Source organism: Paenibacillus jiangxiensis (genome assembly GCF_046098255.1).
GTDB lineage: Bacteria > Bacillota > Bacilli > Paenibacillales > Paenibacillaceae > Paenibacillus > Paenibacillus jiagnxiensis.
This window is the reverse complement of sequence record NZ_JBJURI010000016.1, coordinates 32,387-52,082: the sequence shown is the minus strand read 5'-3', so window position 1 is coordinate 52,082 and position 19,696 is coordinate 32,387. Positions and strand designations below refer to the sequence as shown.

The following is a 19,696-nucleotide window of genomic DNA, read 5'->3' as shown; positions in this document are numbered from 1 at the left end:
GGAGCCTCCCTAATCATGTTAACCAGTCATAATTTGAATATTTTGAATAGCATGGTCAAGAATTCGAGTCGTTTCTTCGGCTGTAGGTCCATGAGCAATCACATATCCTAAACGCTGGTAAGCGTTTTGTGGAGGAGATATATAATCTCCCGGAAGAATGTTAAGCTTTACTTCCTTCACATTGCTCATTTGGGCTACTTCATCCAGGCCACTGATTTGCTCGACCGTTCCAGCTGCTTCTGTGATTAGAAACCGGATTCCCGCCGTACCCTGGCACACCACCTCTTTCACGGTTGGACCTTGATAGGAGCAAAATATTTGCTGTTCCAGAAGATCGATCCCTGTCGTCAAACGGACCAGCTCAGAAATCATTCCTCCCGCCAAACGGCCATTGATTTCAATAATGGAGCCGCCTTGCGTGGTCCACTTCACCTCCGTGTGAGCTGCTCCATTGCGGAAGCCCACCGCATGAAGGGCATCCAACACGGAACGGATCATCGAATTGGACTGCCCCCTGTCCAACAGAGCAGGAAACAAGTGCCCCGCTTCCACGAAATAAGGAAGTCCTGCAAGCGATTTTTGCGTGATACCAATGACCTCTGTCTTCCCCTGCCAACTCATTGTCTCCACACTGAACTCAGGGGCCTGGACATACTCCTCCACCAAAGCCGCTCCCGCTGTCGCTTGCCCGCGCACATTAACCTTATGTCCAAGGATTTGCGATATCTGCTGTAGTACAGTCTCCAGGTTTGAACACAGACGGACTTCATTTGATCCGCTATCATCAACCGGCTTTATAATACAAGGGAGACCAATCTTCCAAATTGCTGCTTCAACCTCAGATTCATTATGGATTACCGCAAATTTGGGCTGAAGAATTCCCGCCTGTGCAAGCGTCCTGCGTGTTTCGCCTTTATTTCGCACCTTGCGGACAACCTCAACGGGATTCCCCGGGAGATGATATTCAGCGGTTAGCGCAGCCACCTGCTCTAAGTAAAATTCGCTTGTGGTCGTAATGCCGCGGATGTCCTGTGGGTCCATTGTGTCCCTAATATGCTGCCGCAGGCTCTCCAGATGATTTGTATCGCAGACCTGAACCTGACAGCCCGTTTCTGCCAATCCTGAATATCTGTCGGGATTGTTCGTATAAAATAGTGGTTTCAGCCCCCAGGATGCGGCACGGGTTAGTGCGATCATCCCCGTCCCCGTTGTATTGGCCTCAATAAAAAGCAACCTAGACACGATGCATCACCCCTGAAAGGCTGGAATACGACCATGAGGTAACGACCGTCTGGTACGGCACATACTGCGGGTTCTCAGGCAGATGAAGCCTTTCAATTTGTTTGTCCATTCTATAACGCTCGCTATAGATCGTATTTACATATCTGTCTCCCCTGTCAGGGAAGATGGCCAAAATATTAACCCCTTGAGGCACGTTTGAATGGACCCACTTGGCTACGGCATATACGGAGCCGGAGGAATTGCCGGCAAATATCTTCTGCTCCGCCGCGAGCGCAAGCGTTGCGGCGAATGCCTCCTCATCATTGAGCCAGTGAACCTCATCGACCAGCGCATGATCCACATTAGAGGCAACCAAAGAGTTACCAAGACCGCCTTGCAGCCGTTCGGGCTTGTCCGGCTGACCAAAAATAACGCTGCCTATGCAATCTACCGCGATTACTTTGAGATTCGGATTATAGCTTTTTAGAGCGCGGGCCGTACCTGACATTGATCCACCGCTCCCCACAGATGCTACCAGGACGTCCACATGCTCCAGCTCATTCATGACCTCCAGCGCAAGCGAGTGATAGGCACCGGGATTATCCGGATTTTCATATTGTCTTGGCCAGTAGGCGCCAGGCAGTTCTTCCATCAATTCATATAGACGGTTCAAGCGCGCGCTCTGCCAGCCATTTACGCCCATCTGATCTACAATATAAATTTTGCTGCCCATTGCCGTCAGCTTTGCCAATGTAATCGGGTCGATACGAGGATCCGTAACAATATGAACCTCATGTCCCAGATAGGTTCCAACCATGGCAACACCGCAAGCCATCGTCCCGGAGGAGCTCTCAATAATGGGGGCTCCTTCTTTCAGTTGGCCGGTGCGTTTTGCCTCCAATATAATTTGCTTGGCAACCCGGTCCTTCATGCCAAAAGGATTCTGCATTTCCAGCTTGGCATACACGTTTCCACCTTCATGATTACTCAGCCTTAATTGCACCAGTGGAGTATTCCCTATGGCATCTATCATATTTGTGCAGATCAAGCGGCAACCTCCTTCAAGCTCAGATATTCTGGTTATGCATGGAATGGGTTGGTTATGATTTCAATAACGTATCTACTTCTTCATCACTCATCTGTTCAAGCTTCTCATACAGAAGCTCCTCCACCTTCAAAGCCAACTGCTCAATCGTGGGGTGGAGAAAAAATTCCCGTAAAGGTACTTCTACCTCCAGCTGGCGGCGGATGCGGGATGCAACTTGCGTAGCTAATAGCGAGTGCCCCCCCAGGTCAAAAAAGTTATCCTTTACCCCGATCAGTTCCATGCTGAGCAGCTCCCGCCAAATCCCGGCAAGATACTCCTCCATCTGCGTCTGCGGGTGAATCAGGCTGGCGCCGGTATAATGCAGAGTTCGGTCCGGCTTGATTAACTGGCTGCGGTCAGCCTTTCCATTGGCATTTAGAGGCATCCGGTCCAGCAGCATAATGAATGAAGGCACCATATAATCCGGCAGCATCTCCTTTGCCAACTGCCGAAGCTCCTCGCTTATATCGTTCTCTGTCTGCAGCGGCACCACATAAGCCAGCAGCCGCTGGATGCCTGGCTCTTCCTCATCGACAATAACCACAGCCTCCTTCACCTTCATGTGCTGCAACAGAACGGCTTCAATCTCGCCCAATTCCACTCGCATGCCCCGAATCTTCACCTGATTGTCAGACCTGCCAATGAACCGCAGCGAACCATCCGGACGATAAAATCCAAGATCGCCTGTTCGGTACATCAACTCACCCGGGACAAAAGGGTCCGGAATAAACGCTTGCGCTGTCCTCTCCGGCAGATTCAAGTAGCCTTGAGCGAGCCCAGTGCCGGCAAGATACAGGCTGCCTGTAACTCCTGGCGGTACGGGCTGAAGGTTTTCATCCAGCACATAACAGCGATTATTATCAATCGGTTTCCCGATACATACTGCTCCCTCCACCTCCATATCTTCCTTCACAGCCACATGGACCGTGGAATCAATAGAAACCTCTGTTGCTCCCCAAGTATTATTAAGCGTTCCGGGCATCTTGGCAAAGAAACGTCTGACCGTGTTGGCCGTCAGTGCCTCGCCAGAGGATATTGTGCTTCGAAGCTTATGAAGCTGCTTCCGATCCTCCGGTGTAACCTCATCCAGCACCAAATTCAGCATGCTGGGCACAAACTGGACATGAACGGCTTCGTACTGTATGCATGCCTGAATGATGGCACGCGGATCGCGGTGCAAGCCCGGTTCCAGCAGGGCTATACGGCCACCGCACATCAGTGGCCAGAAAAATTCCACCGCTGCATCGTCGAAGGTCAAGGTCGTTTTTTGCAGGACGGTTTCGCCCGGTTTTAATTGAAAATGGTTCTGCATCCAGCACATTCTATTCACCCAGCCGCGATGCAGGTTGATCACCCCCTTCGGCCTGCCGGTAGACCCGGAGGTATAATAAATCGAGACTGGCGAATCTGCTGTTGCACTGCGTTCGGGTTTGTGTGCCGGTTGTTGTCTGATGATCTCCCCATCCGAATCTGGACATACGAAGGATACTCCATCCAGCCTCAGCTTTTGTCTCAAATGTTCTTGTACAAGACAGACCTTCACGTCCGCATCTTGCAGCAGATGTTGAATACGGCCAAGCGGAAGTTCCATATCTATGGGCAAAAAGGCGGCTCCTGCTTTTAAAATCGCCATAAGGCTGATCACAAGCTCGAGAGAACGCTCCACGCATACAGCTACAACCTTCTTGTCACCTAAATGGTGCAGCCGCAAATGGTGAGCCAATTGATTGGATTGCTTTTCAAGTTCTTCATAGGAGATTTCCTTCCCCTTGTAAACTGCCGCTATATGTTGGGGGGTCTTCTGCACCTGATGCTCAAACAACTCATGCAGACAAAGCTCGGAAGGAAAAGGCACATAGGTATCATTCCACGTAAACAGGACACGCCGCTGCTCGTCAGCCGACAGTAAGGGCAGATTTGCTATACTTTTTTCAGGCTGGGTCAAAATCGCGTCTAACAAGGTTGTAAAGCTTTCAAGCATTCGCTGTATTGTTTCCTTCTTGAACAATCGGGTATTGAACTCGAACGTGCCTGCCAACTGGCCGGAAGCCGTTTCTTTGAAAAAAAGTGTAAGGTCATAGCGCGATGTCTTGCTATTGACCTCGATCGAATTTACAGTAAGATCACCGAGCTGCAACATTTCCTCCAGGTCATTCTGATAGGCAAACATCACTTGGACTAGTGGAGAATATGTATGATTTCTTTCTGGCTGCAATTCTCTTACTAAATATTCGAACGGTATGTCCTGATGATCATAAACGTTAAGGCAGTGCTCCCTGACCTGCCGCAAATAGGCAAGGAAACTATCGTTTCCCGAGAAATGGCTGCGGATGGCTACCGTGTTCACGAAAAAACCGATGATCCGTTCCAGCCCATGCTGATTCCGATTCGCGATTGGTGAGCCTACGAAGATATCCTTCTGACCGGAATACCGGTGAAGTAAAATATTATACGCGGCCAGCAATACCATATATACGGATGCTTCTGTCTGCCGGCCCAGCCCCTGAATCCGGGATGCCTGCTCCGGCGGCAGCATAAAATGGATTTTATCCCCTTCATAGGTCAGAAGCGGTGGTCTTGTAAAATCAGTCGGCAGCTGTAAAACCGGCGTTTCCCCGGCCAATTCTCTTCTCCAGAATGCAAGCTGCTCTTGAAGTCTGCTCTCCTGCAGCCAATTTTTATGCCACGAAGCATAAGCTGTGTACTGAAAAGGCGGGTCCAGCAGCGGACTCGGTTTGTTCCCCAGATAAGCGGTGTACAGTAGATTTAATTCTTCCAGAAAAATGACATTCGACCAAGCGTCGGTGATAATATGATGCATATTAATGAACAGAATCCATTTTTCCCCGTTCATTCGATACAAAACTGTTCTGATTAGTGGCCCCTTTTCCAAATCAAAAGGCACCCGGGATTCTTCGGTCAGCCTGAACTGAATAAACTCTTCCGCATCCCCGCTCATATTCATGGCCAAATCAAGGACAGGCATATCAAGGACAAGCTGATCGGCGATCTGCGGTACAGGCCGGTCATTGATGACTGTGAAAGAGGTCCGCAGCACCTCATGCCGCCGTACAATCTCGTTTAGAGCGGAATGAAGCGCCTCTGTATCCAGCCTTCCTTCAATCCAATAAGCCAAAGGTTCATTATAAGCAGGCTCAAGCGGGTCCATTTGCTGAACAAACCATATGCGCTCCTGTGCAAAAGACATCTCGGCATATTTATTGTCTTGTTTTTCCGCTATCCATAAAGGATGCCTGTCCGCGTCGCGGATTACATAACCCTTTTCGCTGAAAAAGTGTGCCAGCTCTTGTACATTTCTTTTCTCAAATATCAAGGTCAAAGGAAGAGCGGCATCCACACGTGAACGGAGGATAGAGATCACCCTGGATGCGGATATGGAGTCTCCACCGATTTCAAAAAAGTCATCTGTTATTCCCACCCGCTCCAGTTGAAGAACATCCGCAAACGCGGCCGCCAAAAATTCCTCCATAGGTGTCTGCGGTGCTGCATAGGTCGCCTGATGTTCACTATGAAAAAGTCCTGGTGCCGGCAGGGCAAGCCGATCTAGTTTACTGTTACTGTTCAAAGGCAGCTCATCTACCAGCATGAAAAAATGCGGGATCATATACGCGGGCAGTTGTTGCTTCAAGTCTTCCTTGATCTCCCGGACGGTCTTAGGCTGATCCGGATACAGTACGACATATGCGGTCAACCGCTGGATGCCCGGAATGTCTTCCCGGAGAAGAACCACTGCTTCTTTAATAGCAGCATCGGCCCCTAACACTGCCTCAATCTCGCCAAGCTCTACGCGGATCCCCCTGATTTTGACCTGATGATCCGACCGCCCTACAAACTGAACGCTCCCATCCTCATGAAAATAGGCTTGATCTCCCGTTCTATACATGCGTTCACCGGCTACAAACGGATCTTCGGTAAAAAAACTGCCTGTCCGCTCGGGATCATTGATGTATCCTCTGGAGACCCCTTTACCCGCAACATAAAGCTCTCCTGTTACACCCGCCGCCACTTTCTGCAAGTTGTGGTCCAAAATATAGACCCGGCTGTTAACCAGCGGCTGACCGATACTCATTTGGCCATCTACTTCCAAGTCTTTTTCGGTACAAGCGTGCAGCGTAGAACCAATGGATACCTCCGTTGCACCCCAAAGATTGTATAGAGTGCCAGGCATTTTCTCCATATATCGGCGCCCCAACTGTGTAGATAGGGGTTCCCCTCCACCGAAGCAACCTCTAAGGCAATTCATGCTCTGCGCCTGTTCCGGTGTAATAACATCCAGTATTCGGCTCAGCATACTTGAAACAAGTACCAAGAAGGAGACATCATAACGAAGGACAGCATCAATGATCGCTTCAGGATCCCGGTGCATTCCCGGATCAAGAAGGGCAATCCGGCCACCAGTAAGTAATGGCCAAAATATTTCAAGAGCAGCGTCGTCAAAGGTTAATGTGGTCTTCTGCAGCACTGTCTCTCCCTGTTGAAGCTGAAGGGCATGCTGCATGGAAAGTATGGCATTGACCCAGCCCTGATGCATATTTGCTACTCCCTTGGGCCTGCCAGTTGAACCGGAAGTATAATAGATGGATACAAGATGTTCAGGCTCAACTCTAATACCCGGGTTGCTATCAGCGAAGAACTTCAATTCGGAGAATAACCCTCCATATTCAATTGCCGCTACGGATTCGAATAGAGTATCTGTCAGTAAATCAGGCTCGGTCACACAGATTCGGGCACCGGCGTCCTCTAAAATCTGCTGCTTCCGGGATAACGGGGCTTCCGTATCCAGCGGCACATAGGCGCCGCCAGCTTTTAAGATGCCGAGCAGCACAACAATTAGCTCCAGCGAGCGATTCATATGCACGCCTACCGCCACATCCGGAGCTACTCCTTTTTGGGTTAAATAGTGTGCAAACCGATTAGACTGTCTATTTAATTCCTCAAATGTAATGCATGTATCATTCATGATGACAGCGGTATGTCGCGGAGTTTGCTCGACCTGCTTCTCGAAAAGCTCGTGAATGCAATGATCCGGAAATTTCAAGCCATCCCCTCCCTTAACTGTTTACGTAAAAGTCTCTTTGATCACTGTTAAGGCCTGCTCGACATGCCTGGAGCTTATCCCCGCATGAGTCACCGCGCGTATGCGGCCATGGCCGAGTTCATCAACAAACACGCCTTTGTGACGCAATTCTTCTACAAGCTGTTCCCACGTAAACCTGGGATCCGTAACACGAAAGAATACAATATTGGTTTCAACGGCATGGTGGTCGCATGAGATTCCTGAAATATAGGATAATCCTAAAGCTAGTTGTTTGGCATTCGCATGATCTTCCGCCAGTCGCTCTATCATTTCGTTCAGTGACACCAAACCTGCGGCCGCAATCACGCCAGCCTGACGCATTGCTCCCCCAAGCATTTTTCTGATCCGGTATACATTCCCGATAAAAGCCTCACTTCCAACCACCATCGAGCCAATCGGAGCAGACAGTCCTTTGGAAAGGCAAAACTGCACCGAGTCGGCATATTGAGCAATTGCTGCCGCCGGAACCCCCAAAGCTACAGCAGCGTTCCAAATGCGTGCACCATCCATGTGTACAGCGATCTGCCGCTCACTTGCAAAAGCACGGATATCTTTCAGATAGGAAAGCGGCAGTACCCGTCCTCCCATGCGATTGTGGGGATTTTCCAGGCAGAGCAGTGCAGGCAAGGCGAATTGCGGATCGGTCGGGTCACGAGGAAAGACTCTCTGCAAATCCTCCCAATCCAGCCGCCCATCAGCCTGAGTTTTGACCGGCTCATACATGATTCCTCCACAGACAGCCGCGCCTCCCGCTTCATAAATGTAGATATCCGATTCATCACCCACCAGCACCTTTGAGCCGCGCGGGCAATGAGCCATGATCGAAGCAAGATTCGCCATCGTTCCGCTGGGCATGAAAATTGCCGCTTCCTTCCCCAGCATTTCTGCCGCCTTGGCTTCCAGCCTCTTGACCGTAACGTCCTCCCCATAGACGTCATCCCCCAGTTCAGCATGAAGCATTGCTTCCATCATTTCAGGGGTAGGCAAGGTAAAGGTATCGCTGCGCATTTCAATTTTATTGAGATTATCCATGTATTACCCCCTCAAACATAAAGTCTCATAGCTTCTGCTATAACAGATATAAGCTCTAATGGCGCCTGTAGAAATTGATGATGATCCCCATCCAGAACTTTGAAGGAAGCTTCCCCATATTCTTCCCAGCCGCTTAGTAGAGACGGGGCCACCTCTTTGTCCCCGTTCCAGCCGATCGCTGTAATCGGAAAGGGAAGCTGAACCGGCTGACTCTGAATATAACGTCGGTTCGCCTCCAAATCAGACCGCATGATTCCTGTATTCAGTTCGATGATATCAGGTAGCGGTGTGCCCCCCATTTTGCGCATTAACAATTCAATTTCGGCCGCAAGTTCATGATCGTTCAAATCTAAAAACCTTCCATACGGCCCCTGATGCGGCGCTACCTGTGACGATATAAACAAGTGCGCTGGCGGCGGTCCTCCTCTTTGCACCAGCTGGAAGGATGCCTCGTAACTGGGTAGCGCAGAACCGCAGTGGCCAAAAAAAGCAAACGGACGGTCCATGTATGGCAGCAGCGCCTCATTCATCTCTCCCGCCAATTGCTCATAGGAGGCGTAGGTCGGTTCATGAAACCGGTTTTCACGGCCAGGCAGCTGGATCGGACATACCTCAAGCCTTCCAATGAACTCGGGCCAATGACGGTACATACTCGCTCCGCATCCGGAATAAGGAATGCAGAACAGCCGAGCCTTTGACAATGGAGAGGGCTCTTTGAGAAACCATGGACTATTCTGAGCCTCCGCTCCTTGATACACATATTCCACTGTACATCCACTCCTTACGATTTTCGCAGGTGTCCGCGGACTGGCAAATGCTTGAGACCGGAAATAAAGTTCGAGCCCAAATATTCAACAGGACCCATGATTTCAAAGCCATCATAATTGGCAAACAACTCTTCATACAACATGTTCATCGTTTGTTTCGCAGTTTTATGCCCAATGCAATAGTGGGCGCCACTGCCAAATGCAATATGAGGATTGGGTGTGCGACGGATATCAAATGTGTAAGGATCGGTAAAAATATCCGAATCCCGGTTGGCAGAACCGAGCCATACAACAACCGCCTCCCCTTCCTTGATTCGCGTGCCTCTGATTTCGGTATCCCGTGTTGCATACCTCATGAAATGGCTGGCTGGCGACGACCAGCGGAATACCTCCTCCAGTCCGCTGTCCATACATTCAGGATGTGCAGCGAATTCCTTATACAAATCAGTCCTGATTAATTCCAGAAAAGACACGCTGGCTGCATGAGGTGTGGTCACCGTTCCTCCAAGAAGGATGCTGTAGCAGTTGGAAATCACCGTTCCCATGTCCAGTTTGGTCCCATCCACCTCCAGGTTCAGCAGAATACTGATCAAGTCTTCGCCGGGAGACCGCCGTCTCTGACCCACAATGTCCTGAAAATAAGCAAACAACTCCCGATGTGCTCTTTGCAGGGTCGCCGCACTGCCCTCCTGCAGTACATACTCTTCATCATCTGGAGCAATCGCCATGGTGGTAAGCCGGGTAAGCATGGGCCAATCCTCCTCCGGCAGCTCCAAAATACACCCGGCTACGGCAATCGACATCGTAAACATCGCGCGGGCAAAATCAACCCCGCCTGGTTCCAGGCAAGGAGATAGCAGTCTCCGAATTTCCGTACGTATTTGATCCTCATGCTTATCAATCGAGTTGTGATTGAAGCCCCGCTGCAATGGACGCCGGATTTGGGTATGGCGCGGCGGGTCTGTAACCGCCATTTGCTTCCCTCCCGCCGGGTCCTTCCTGCCAAGTAAGTTCAGCAGGCTTCCCCGTTCGGAGGTAAATGTGTCATAATCCCTTAAGACTTGGACCACATCTTTATATTTGGTAATCGACCAAAAACCTATATCTTCATTAACCTGCTGCCAATGAACCGGAGCCTGGCGGCGCAGCGCGTCCCATATAACGTGAGGCTCCCCGTGGCTGTATAACAGCGGGTCCAATAAATTGACCTCCGCTATGTTCACATGGGATGAATCCATAACATTGGTGTTTGGCATAGTCCTCTCCTCCTTGGGTTAGCCTTTTACGGCCCGTTTACTGTCTTCGATCATCACGGCAAGCTCAGCAATTGTTGGTTTCAGATAGAGAAAGCGGGCGGATATAGCCGTATCCAACATGGTCTCCATTCTTACAATCAACTCGGATAGTGTAAGCGAGTCGCCGCCAATCGAGAAAAAATTGTCGTGGATTCCGACAGGCTCAACCGCCAAAGTCTCTCCCCACAGCCTGGCAAGAGCTGATTCCACCGAATTTCGTGGCGCAGTATATGGGGTATTCAATCTGCGTGGTGAGCGCACGGCCGCAGGTAATTGATTGCGGTCCACCTTCCCATTGGGCGTCAATGGCATTTCCGCTATGGGCATCATGGCCCATGGAATCATATAGGGGGGCAGTTGTCGGGACAAATAGGCATGCAAACTGGCCAAAGACTCTGATTCATTGGTGACGAAATCCCGGAGTACAACATACGCGAGCAAGCGCTTGTTCCCAAACCCATCCTCTTGCGTCGCAACTACTGCAGCCTGTACATCTGAATGTTTGATTATAGCTAGCTCAATTTCATCCGGTTCAACCCTGTAGCCTTGTATCTTGACCTGCCTGTCCGCTCGTCCAATAAACTCGATACTGCCGTCCTCGAGCCAGCGGGCAAGATCACCGGTCCTCAGCATTCTTGCCCCCGGAACCTTGCTCCAAGGATTGGGAATGAACCTGCTCGCCGTCTCCACCGGATTATTGAGATAACCGCGGGCTAATCCCGTTCCGGCAACATACAATTCCCCTTCCTGCCCCACGGATGACGGGTTCAAATTGGAATCACAGATCATAACCCAGGTTCCGTTTATTGGCGAGCCAATCGGCACCGTTGAATGGGTAGTCATCTGATTTGTTGTCCAGCAAGTGGAGAAGGTCGTATTTTCAGTGGGACCATATCCGTTGGTAAACAACAAATGCGGATGAGCTTTCAACAGAAGCTCAAGGTGTACGGGGGAAATCACGTCCCCGCCCGCTATAACATGCTTCAGGCCGGCAAAGGCCTCAAGATAGGAATTAACCATGACCTGAAATAGTCCAGCCGTTAGCCACAAGGTCGTAACGCCTTCCGTTTGAATGATATCTGCCAACAAATCTGGCTGAATCATCCCACAGTCATAAATAACGAGCCGTCCCCCATTGGTGAGCGGTGCCCAAATTTCAAAGGTCGAGGCATCAAAAGCTACCGGTGAAATGAGAAGAAATACATCCTCTGAAGTAAAAGAGAAATCCTTCGGGTTATTAACCAGACGCGCAACGGCTCTATGCGGCACACATACCCCTTTCGGAGTGCCTGTGGAACCTGATGTATAACTGATGTAAGCTAGATGCTCCGGATTTGCTTCCACCTTGATTCTTTGAGGGTTATGGCCGACGAAAACCTCTTTGTCATCCAGCAGCAGTATCGGAACAGCTTGATTCGTGAAATGCTCTTTGAATTTATGTTGGGTTAGGATAAGCCCAGGATCGGCATCCCCCATGATAAAATCCAGCCGTGCCCGCGGAATCGTTGTCTCCAGGGACAGATAGCAGCCACCTGCCTTCAGGATAGCTAATAGAGAGATCACAAGTTCAAAGGAACGCTCGGCTAACACCATAACGATGCTGTCAGGCCCAATCTGAAATTGTGCCAATCTGTTCGCTAATGCCTCCGCCTCTTCATTCAATTGCCGGTAAGTCATATGGCGGCCATTATAGGTTAAAGCATAGGAATCGGGAGCCATGCGGACATGGCGCTCAAATAACTGGTGAATGCAGGAGGAAGGTGTCAATGGCTTGACGGTCCCGTTCCAAGAGCTCTCCTCCTCCAAATGCTCGGAGCTGGCGGAAATCGCCCCCACATTCAGTATCTCATCTTCATTCGCAGGTTTCTGCCGCAAGCTTAATGGACGCATATCCTGCCAGACACTCCCAATCTCCTTCAGGCATTCTTCAAGCGTTCCTTCGAAGCCCGTACTCTGCCAGCCGTAAGCATTTTCTTCTTCCGCAGGCCAAATTGAATATTGCCCCTCGTTATTTATAAGCGTTTTATACAGCAATTGGACTGACAATCAGACCGACCCCTTCACTTCAGGATTATAGGATTTCAGATAGGCTGCAATCCGCTGTACATTCGCGGCATTCATGATGGAATAATGGTCTCCCTCAAGCATGATGCTGTTGACTTGCCTTGCATGACTGCTCCAGACGTTATCCGTGGCGAAGTCTGGTTCTTCCTCTCTAGCCCTGAACCAGATTAACGTTCCATCAAACCATTGGGGAACATGCCTAAGCATCACCCTATAGTTGGATTTAAATAAACTATAAAAATGACTCAAGCCTTCCTCTCCCTGATCCCAAGCCTCCTTTTCCCCGTTGTCTCTTCCCATCATTTGCACAGCTGCCAAATCATTCAGGAAATAATCCTTCCATTCTTTCTCCGAAAGCTCAGGCTCGCCATCATCCGGGGACTTGAGTCTTGCATCCAACAGCGCCAATATGGCAACAGCTTCTCCTTCCATCCGGAGTTGGCAGGCCATTTCATGAGCGACAACTCCGCCGAACGACCAGCCGAGCAGTGAATAAGGTCCAGCGGGTTGTACCGTCCTTATGAGCCGGACATACTGCTTGGCCATCTCCTTGATTGAAGAAGGTGGATGGTCCCCCATTCCGTGCTCTGCTTGAATGGCATGCACGGGCCAATCTTCGCCTAAAGCTTTTGGAAAAGCATTGTAGCAAATGACACTTCCTCCCACAGGATGAATGCAGAACAGGGGTGGCTGGAAGCCGGAGGATCTTAAAGTTACAAGAGCCGGCGGTTTCTGCTCCGATTCTTGTTTATTCCTCAGCAATTCTGCCAGACGCTCAATCGTATCATTCTCCAGTATGGTGGATAACGGTAATTTACGAGCGAACTCCCGCTCCACGCTTGCCATAAGCTGAACGGCATGCAGCGAGCTTCCACCCAGGTGAAAAAAGGAGTCCTTGATGCCAGGTTCAGATATATGAAGGACCTTCTCCCAAATGGCTGCCAACTTTTGCTCCAAGTCATCCCTTGGCACCTGATATTCGGCATCCTGCTGCGTGATAGAACTGATATCCGGACGCGGTAGAGCTTTTCGGTCCACTTTTCCACTCGACGTAAGCGGCAGCTCATCGATAAACATCCAACGGGCCGGGATCATATATTCAGGAATCCGTTCTCTCAGAAAATCGTAAAACTGTTTTACAGAAATCTGAATGTCAGGCTGTTTTTTGACGATGTAGGCAACTAATTGCAGGTGCTGGTGCGGGTCCTCCATGGTCTGAACCACACATTCTCTAACGTCAGGATGCTCTGCCAGCCTGGCTTCGATTTCTCCCAATTCGACACGATGACCGCGTATTTTCACCTGATGATCCAGGCGGCCAATATATTCAATTGCCCCGCCCGGCAGGTACCTTGCTTCATCCCCTGTCTTATAGAGACGCGCATGCGGATCTTTGCTGAACGGGTCCGCTATGAATCGCTCGGCGGTTAACTCCGGACGGTTATGATACCCGCGAGCCAAGCCAACGCCGCCAATATACAGCTCACCGGGCACACCAACAGGTACTGGCTGCATCTGTTCATTCAACAATCGGATATAGATGTTGGCGATCGGATAACCTATGGGCACCTGGGTATCCTCACGTTTGCATTCCCAACTGGTCACATCCACGGCCGCTTCTGTAGGGCCATATAGATTATGCAGTTCACAGGACAGCTTCTCGAAAAATAGCTGCTTTAACGCGGGGGATAGCGCTTCTCCGCTGCAGATGACCCGCCGCAGGCTTGTGCACTGCTCTACTCCGGCTTGTGATAGAAAAGCATTAAGCATAGAAGGGACAAAATGAATAGTTGTAATGCGCTCCTCCCCGATGAGCCTTGCCAGATATTCCGGGTCTTTATGTCCGTCTGGCTCCACAATGACAAGGGCGGCTCCAGCCAATAAAGGCCAGAAGAACTCCCATACCGAGACATCGAATGTGAATGGCGTTTTTTGCAGCACCCGGTCATTTTCATTCAGCTGATACCTGTTCTGCATCCAGAGCAGCCGATTGACAATCGCCTTATGCTCTATCAAGACACCTTTGGGCTTTCCGGTAGAGCCGGACGTATAAATCATATAAGCAAGCTGCTCCGGATTGGCCGGGGCATTCACATTTTCCACAGACTCAACAGCCAAATTCTCTCCAATCCGCTCCATGTACAAAACGGTGCCTTCGTAATCGTTAAATAACGAAGACCATTTTTCGCTTGTTATGACGAGCCCCAGCTCAGCGTCATGGATTAATCCACGGACATGGGCAACTGGATGAAGCGGATGAATAGGTACATACGCGCCGCCCGCCTTTAAGATACCGATCAAGGCCGTAACTATCTCTACCGACCTCTCCAGGCAAATTCCTACTTTTACCTCCGATCCTATGTTTTGCTTTCGTAAGTAATGGGCGATTCGATTTGCTTCTTCATTACATTGGCGGTAGGTTAACCGATGCTCCTTATAAATCAGAGCCACTTGGTCAGGCGTTCTCATCGCCTGCTGCTCGAACAACTCATGAATCAGGTGGGTTTCCGGAAAATGATGGGACGTTTGATTCCACTGTGCAATTTCATGAAGCTCCCAGTCCGGCAGCAAGGTAAATTGGTCAGCCACTTCATGGGTATGGTAAGCGATTCCTCCCAGGGCTTTCTGATAGTACCCGGTAATCCGCTCCATTTGCGCCTCGGTGAAGAGAGCTTGATCCCAGCGGAGCCTCAAGATTAACTCAGGGTTCTCCCCCTCCAGCGAAAATTCAACCCCGAACGGGAAACTGTTGTCAGCAAAGCCCAGCTCCTCACGAATGCGCAATTTCGCATAAGAATTTATTTTTTGTTCAGACACATAGAAGTGAGTGAAGTTAAAAAAGGTTTCAAATAGTTTGCCTCCACCTGCATCCTGTTGAATTTGTGCCATGGGATATCGGCGGTATTGCAGCATTTCCCTCTCGGTCTCCCATGCTTTTTCCGCGATCTGTGCCCAGGTTCCGCCATTCAGCTGCATACGGAAAGGCAGCGTGTTCAGGAATAAACCCAGGGCCCGGTCTCCGTCCTTCTGCTCTAGACGACCGTGAAAAAGCACCCCTGTCGTAATGTCCTGCTGATTAGTCAACGTTTTTAATATTTGCATGTGAACAGCAAGCAGCCAGCTTTTGACCGGAATCAGCGTCCTCTGTGCCAAAGCCTGCACAGCCTGCGAAAGAGATGTAGATAGCTCTACCTCCCTGATTCTCATTTCCGGAGGTTTGGGTGTGCTCTCCTGCCATTGTGGCAACTTGACTCTTGAAAATCCCTCCAGTTGCCTCTGCCAGTATTGCTTATGCTCTGCGGAATGAACAGCATCCAATTCCTCTTTGACATACTGCCTGAATGTGGACTGCAACGGTAATACTTTTTCTGACTCCTGCCCTTGCAGGATACGATCTACCGTTTCAAACAGCTCTACCATAATAAGGTTCACACTCCAGCCGTCCAGAAGGGAGTGGTGAAACACTGCAAACAGTTGAATCCAATCATCCGCAAGCTGATGGATATAGACTCGGAACAATGAACGGCTCCAGTCAAAGGGCGTATCCAGTTCCTGCTCCACCCAATTCTGAATCCATTCCTGCTGACGCTCCGGGTTCAATCCGCTTAATTGGAAGAACTTGAACTGCAGTTCACCTGCTTCGTGCACCAATTGCAGAGGCATACTGTAACTGGACAAGTCGAAGGTGGTGCACAAAATCGGATGACGGCCAATCAACTTCCGTAAAGCATTCTCCCACACATCTTTTGGGAAAGGGCCATGAATTGAAAAGCGAAGCATGTCATGGTACAGCCTGGATTCGGGATACAATTCGCTATGAAACAGCATGCCGCTTTGCAGTTGAGTCAGCGGATAAGCATCTGTTACATCCCCAGGAAGCTTTGCCCGATCTGTATCCGGGACCAAATCAAACGTTTCCTCAGGGGCTTGTGATGTCTGCTGCACCATCTTGACATGCGGCGCCAGCTCCCGGATCGTCTGATGGGACAGCAGGTCCCTGATGTCAAAATGCAAATTGCACTCTCTTGCCAGGGCAATCATCGATAACATGCGAATGGAGTCTCCTCCACACACAAAGTAATTGTCATCCACACCGACTTTTGGGAGTTCCAAACTACGCTCCCAAATACCTGCCAATTCCTCTTCCATCCAGTTGGAAGGCGGAGAATAGGAACGCTGTTTTGCTTTATGCTCCGTTTGTCTTCGCAGAAGGTTATAGTCAATCTCTCCATCTTCTTGACGAGGCAGGCTCTCAACCCAATGCATCGTTGGCGGAATCATATACTCTGGCAGCTTATCCCGCAGATAAGCTTGCACCTCTTGCATGGATACGCCCTGATCAGCTTCAGCGACCAGATAAGCCGTCAACTGCTCCACTTCATGTTCATCCCGAACAGCCCGGATGGCAGCCTCCCGTATGAAGCTGTGTTGAATGCAAGCCCTTCTTATTTCTTCAAGCCCGGCATAAAATTCGCCCAGTTCCGCGTGTTCCCCCGCGCTTCGTAAATACTCGATTTCACCATTTTGCAACAAGCGTCCGACATCGTCAGTCCGGTACAACCAGACGCCTCTGTTTTGATTCAAGGTATGATAACTCCAGCGCCTATCGACCCACTTGGTATGAAACAGTCTTGCGCTGCCTGTGTCCGGTTCTCCCACATAAAGCGTTCCCGCAGCGCCTGCAGGCACGAATTCGCCATTGGCATCCAAAATATAAATCGCCAGTCCGCCCACAGGAACACCTATCCTCCGATTCGTTCTTCCTCCAATGTCCCCATGCGTCTGAATGGTCCGATAGCTAACTGGCCCTCCCAGCTCATCGCTGCTGTACATCTGAATAAGCTCGGGGCGTGAATGGGCATGGCGTTTAAACCAGTCATCCAGGGGTGGCGCTGCCAGCATCTTTCCTTTGACAAAGACTGTACGAAGATAAAGCTTGTCCTTCATGTTGATCTCGTCCATAGCGACCCATGAGAAGAACGACGCATTCGTCAGAGTAAGCATCGACACCTTCTCTTTGATCAGCAGCTCATGCAAATATTTAGGTGACTTCGCAATCCAGTTGGGTACGATCACCAATTTCCCACCGGACAGAAGAGGGCCAAGCATTTCCCAAACAGCCAGCCCACTATCCGGAGAATGCAGTAAAGTCCAGACATCGTTGATCTGATACCCAAATTCCCCAGCTGCCGCTTCGAACAAATGCATCAGCCTGTAATGAGGCACAATGACAGCTTGAAGGCTGCCGGACGCATCGGTGGTATACATTTGATATGCCGCATGATGAGAAGCTGCTGGGAAGCAAGGATTGCTGTCTGACTCTCCCAAAGGCCCAAGCTGTTCCAGGCAGATGACCGTATGAAGGCCTTCCGGAATATCCTTTTGATTCATTGGATTCGTAAGGATGTAAGATAAGTCCGCTGCTTGCAGCGTGGAACGGTTCTTCTCCACTGGATAATCAGGATTCAAGGCAACATAACAGCCGCCTGCTTTCCAAATTGCAAGTATGCCGAGAACGAAGTCCAAGGAAGGATCGAGCCATATTCCTACAGCAGACCCGGGGCCAATGCCACGCTTCCGTAAATGCCAAGCTATTTGATTGGCCCTTTGGTTTAGTTCAAAATAGGTGAGCGTCTGTCCACTGCAGCTAACGGCTATGGCATCGGGTGCATAAGCGGCTACCCTCTCAAATCTTTGATGGCAGCATTCGTCGTCCTGCCAATGGAGACCGATATTGGACTGATGGTGAAGCTGGTCAAGCAGACTCTGCTTTTCTTGCTCACTTATAAAAGGAATTTGCCATACACGTTGGTCAGGGTCTTCTAAAATTCTCTCCAACAAGCCGATAAAATGCACGGACAGCTGCTCTATAAGTTTGTGATCATATAATTGCTTCTGGTATTCGAGAACCCCATACAAACCATCCGCTGTTTCTGTGATGTCCAGATAAAGCTCAAACTTGGCGGTACCCAAGTCCAACTCCACGGGAGTTATATGAATATGAGGCAACTCCAATTCCAGCTTGGGATGATTCTGGAAAGAGAACATCGCCTGAAATACCGGTGTCTGTCCAAGGTTTCTTTCCGGAGAAAGACGATCTACCAGCATTTCAAAGGGAGTATCCTGATGCTCATAGGCTTCTATGGCCGCCATTCTCAGCTTCCGCAGCATATCCCGAAAAGTCGGATTATGACGCAGCCGAGAGCGCAAGACTATCGTGTTGACAAACATCCCGATTACATTCTCAAGCTGATCATGATGGCGATTCGCAATCGGTGTACCGGTAATGATATCGTCTTGTCCCGAATAGCGGGCAAGCAGCACTTGATATACGGCTAATAAGCCGATATATAAGGTCGTTCCGCTGCTGCTGCAAAGCTGGGCAAATCTCTCGGAGAGCTCAAGTGGAACGGTAAAATCAAAGGAAGAGCCTGTATTGTCGACCACACTCGGCCTGGACGGATTCACGGGCAAATCGAGAATAGGCAGCTCCCCTTCCAAATGCTTTTCCCAGAAGCAAAGTTGCTTTTCCAGTAATCCTCCCTGTAAATTCTCTTTTTGCCATTGGGAGAAGTCAGCGACCTGAATAGGCAGCTCCGGCAACTCAACTTCCTCTCCTCTCAGCGCAGTTGAGTACAGCATACTCAACTCCCGCATGAAGACGGAGTAAGACCAACCATCCGTAATAATATGATGCATATTGATCAGCAGATAGTGATTGTGCGGATTGATGGAATAAAGAGTCATACGAAAAAGCGGAGCTTGCTCCAATGAAAACGGTCTGCGGATATCGTCCATAATCCGCCCCTGTACTTGCATGACAGCTTCGGCGTGGACCTGAACATGGTCTATGGCACAGTCCAGCTCAGGAACGATAACTTGCACAATTTCATTGTCCTCCATCGCAAAATACGTTCTCAAGGATTCATGCCGCTCCACCAGTTTATTGACAGATTGCTGGAGCAGCTCCATTTGAATCGGCCCCTGAAGCTTATACAGCAACGGCACATGATAGACGGAAGGATCGGATATCGTTTCCTGTACAAACCATATCCTTCTCTGGGCAAAAGAAGCTGGAAACACATAGTGGTTACTAATGAACGATGTGCTCAATTGGACAGCCTCCTATAAG

8 protein-coding genes are annotated in these 19,696 nt (G+C 49.9%); all 8 read right to left on the bottom strand.

Going from position 1 to position 19,696, the window contains the following annotated elements:
- Positions 1-18: 18 nt before the first annotated feature.
- Positions 19-1,242 (bottom strand): ATP-grasp domain-containing protein, encoded by a 1,224-nt coding sequence (locus tag ACI1P2_RS16310; protein ID WP_355320906.1) that lies wholly within the window; start codon positions 1,240-1,242, stop codon positions 19-21.
- The gene (locus ACI1P2_RS16305; RefSeq protein ID WP_355320996.1) at positions 1,235-2,254 is read right to left on the bottom strand and encodes a pyridoxal-phosphate dependent enzyme; all 1,020 of its coding nucleotides are present in this window, start codon (positions 2,252-2,254) and stop codon (positions 1,235-1,237) included. Before ACI1P2_RS16305 ends, ACI1P2_RS16310 begins: the two co-directional genes overlap by 8 nt.
- Positions 2,255-2,321: 67 nt before the next feature.
- Positions 2,322-7,367 carry an amino acid adenylation domain-containing protein gene (locus ACI1P2_RS16300; RefSeq protein ID WP_355320905.1) on the bottom strand — a complete coding sequence of 1,682 codons (5,046 nt, stop codon included), beginning with the start codon at positions 7,365-7,367 and terminating at the stop codon, positions 2,322-2,324.
- 21 nt (positions 7,368-7,388) lie between these two features.
- The gene (gene ltaE, locus ACI1P2_RS16295) at positions 7,389-8,438 is read right to left on the bottom strand and encodes a low-specificity L-threonine aldolase (RefSeq protein ID WP_355320904.1); all 1,050 of its coding nucleotides are present in this window, start codon (positions 8,436-8,438) and stop codon (positions 7,389-7,391) included.
- Positions 8,439-8,449: 11 nt separating this feature from the next.
- Positions 8,450-9,196, bottom strand: coding sequence for a thioesterase II family protein (locus tag ACI1P2_RS16290; protein WP_355320995.1), 747 nt, complete (start codon positions 9,194-9,196; stop codon positions 8,450-8,452).
- Between the two features lie 23 nt (positions 9,197-9,219).
- Positions 9,220-10,461, bottom strand: a complete 1,242-nt coding sequence (locus ACI1P2_RS16285; RefSeq protein ID WP_355320903.1) for a cytochrome P450 — start codon at positions 10,459-10,461, stop codon at positions 9,220-9,222.
- A gap of 18 nt (positions 10,462-10,479) precedes the next feature.
- Positions 10,480-12,546, bottom strand: coding sequence for an amino acid adenylation domain-containing protein (locus ACI1P2_RS16280; RefSeq protein ID WP_355320902.1), 2,067 nt, complete (start codon positions 12,544-12,546; stop codon positions 10,480-10,482).
- A complete protein-coding gene (locus ACI1P2_RS16275; RefSeq protein WP_355320901.1) occupies positions 12,547-19,677 on the bottom strand; it encodes an amino acid adenylation domain-containing protein in 7,131 nt (2,376 codons plus the stop codon). It abuts the gene before it with no gap.
- Positions 19,678-19,696: the final 19 nt, after the last annotated feature.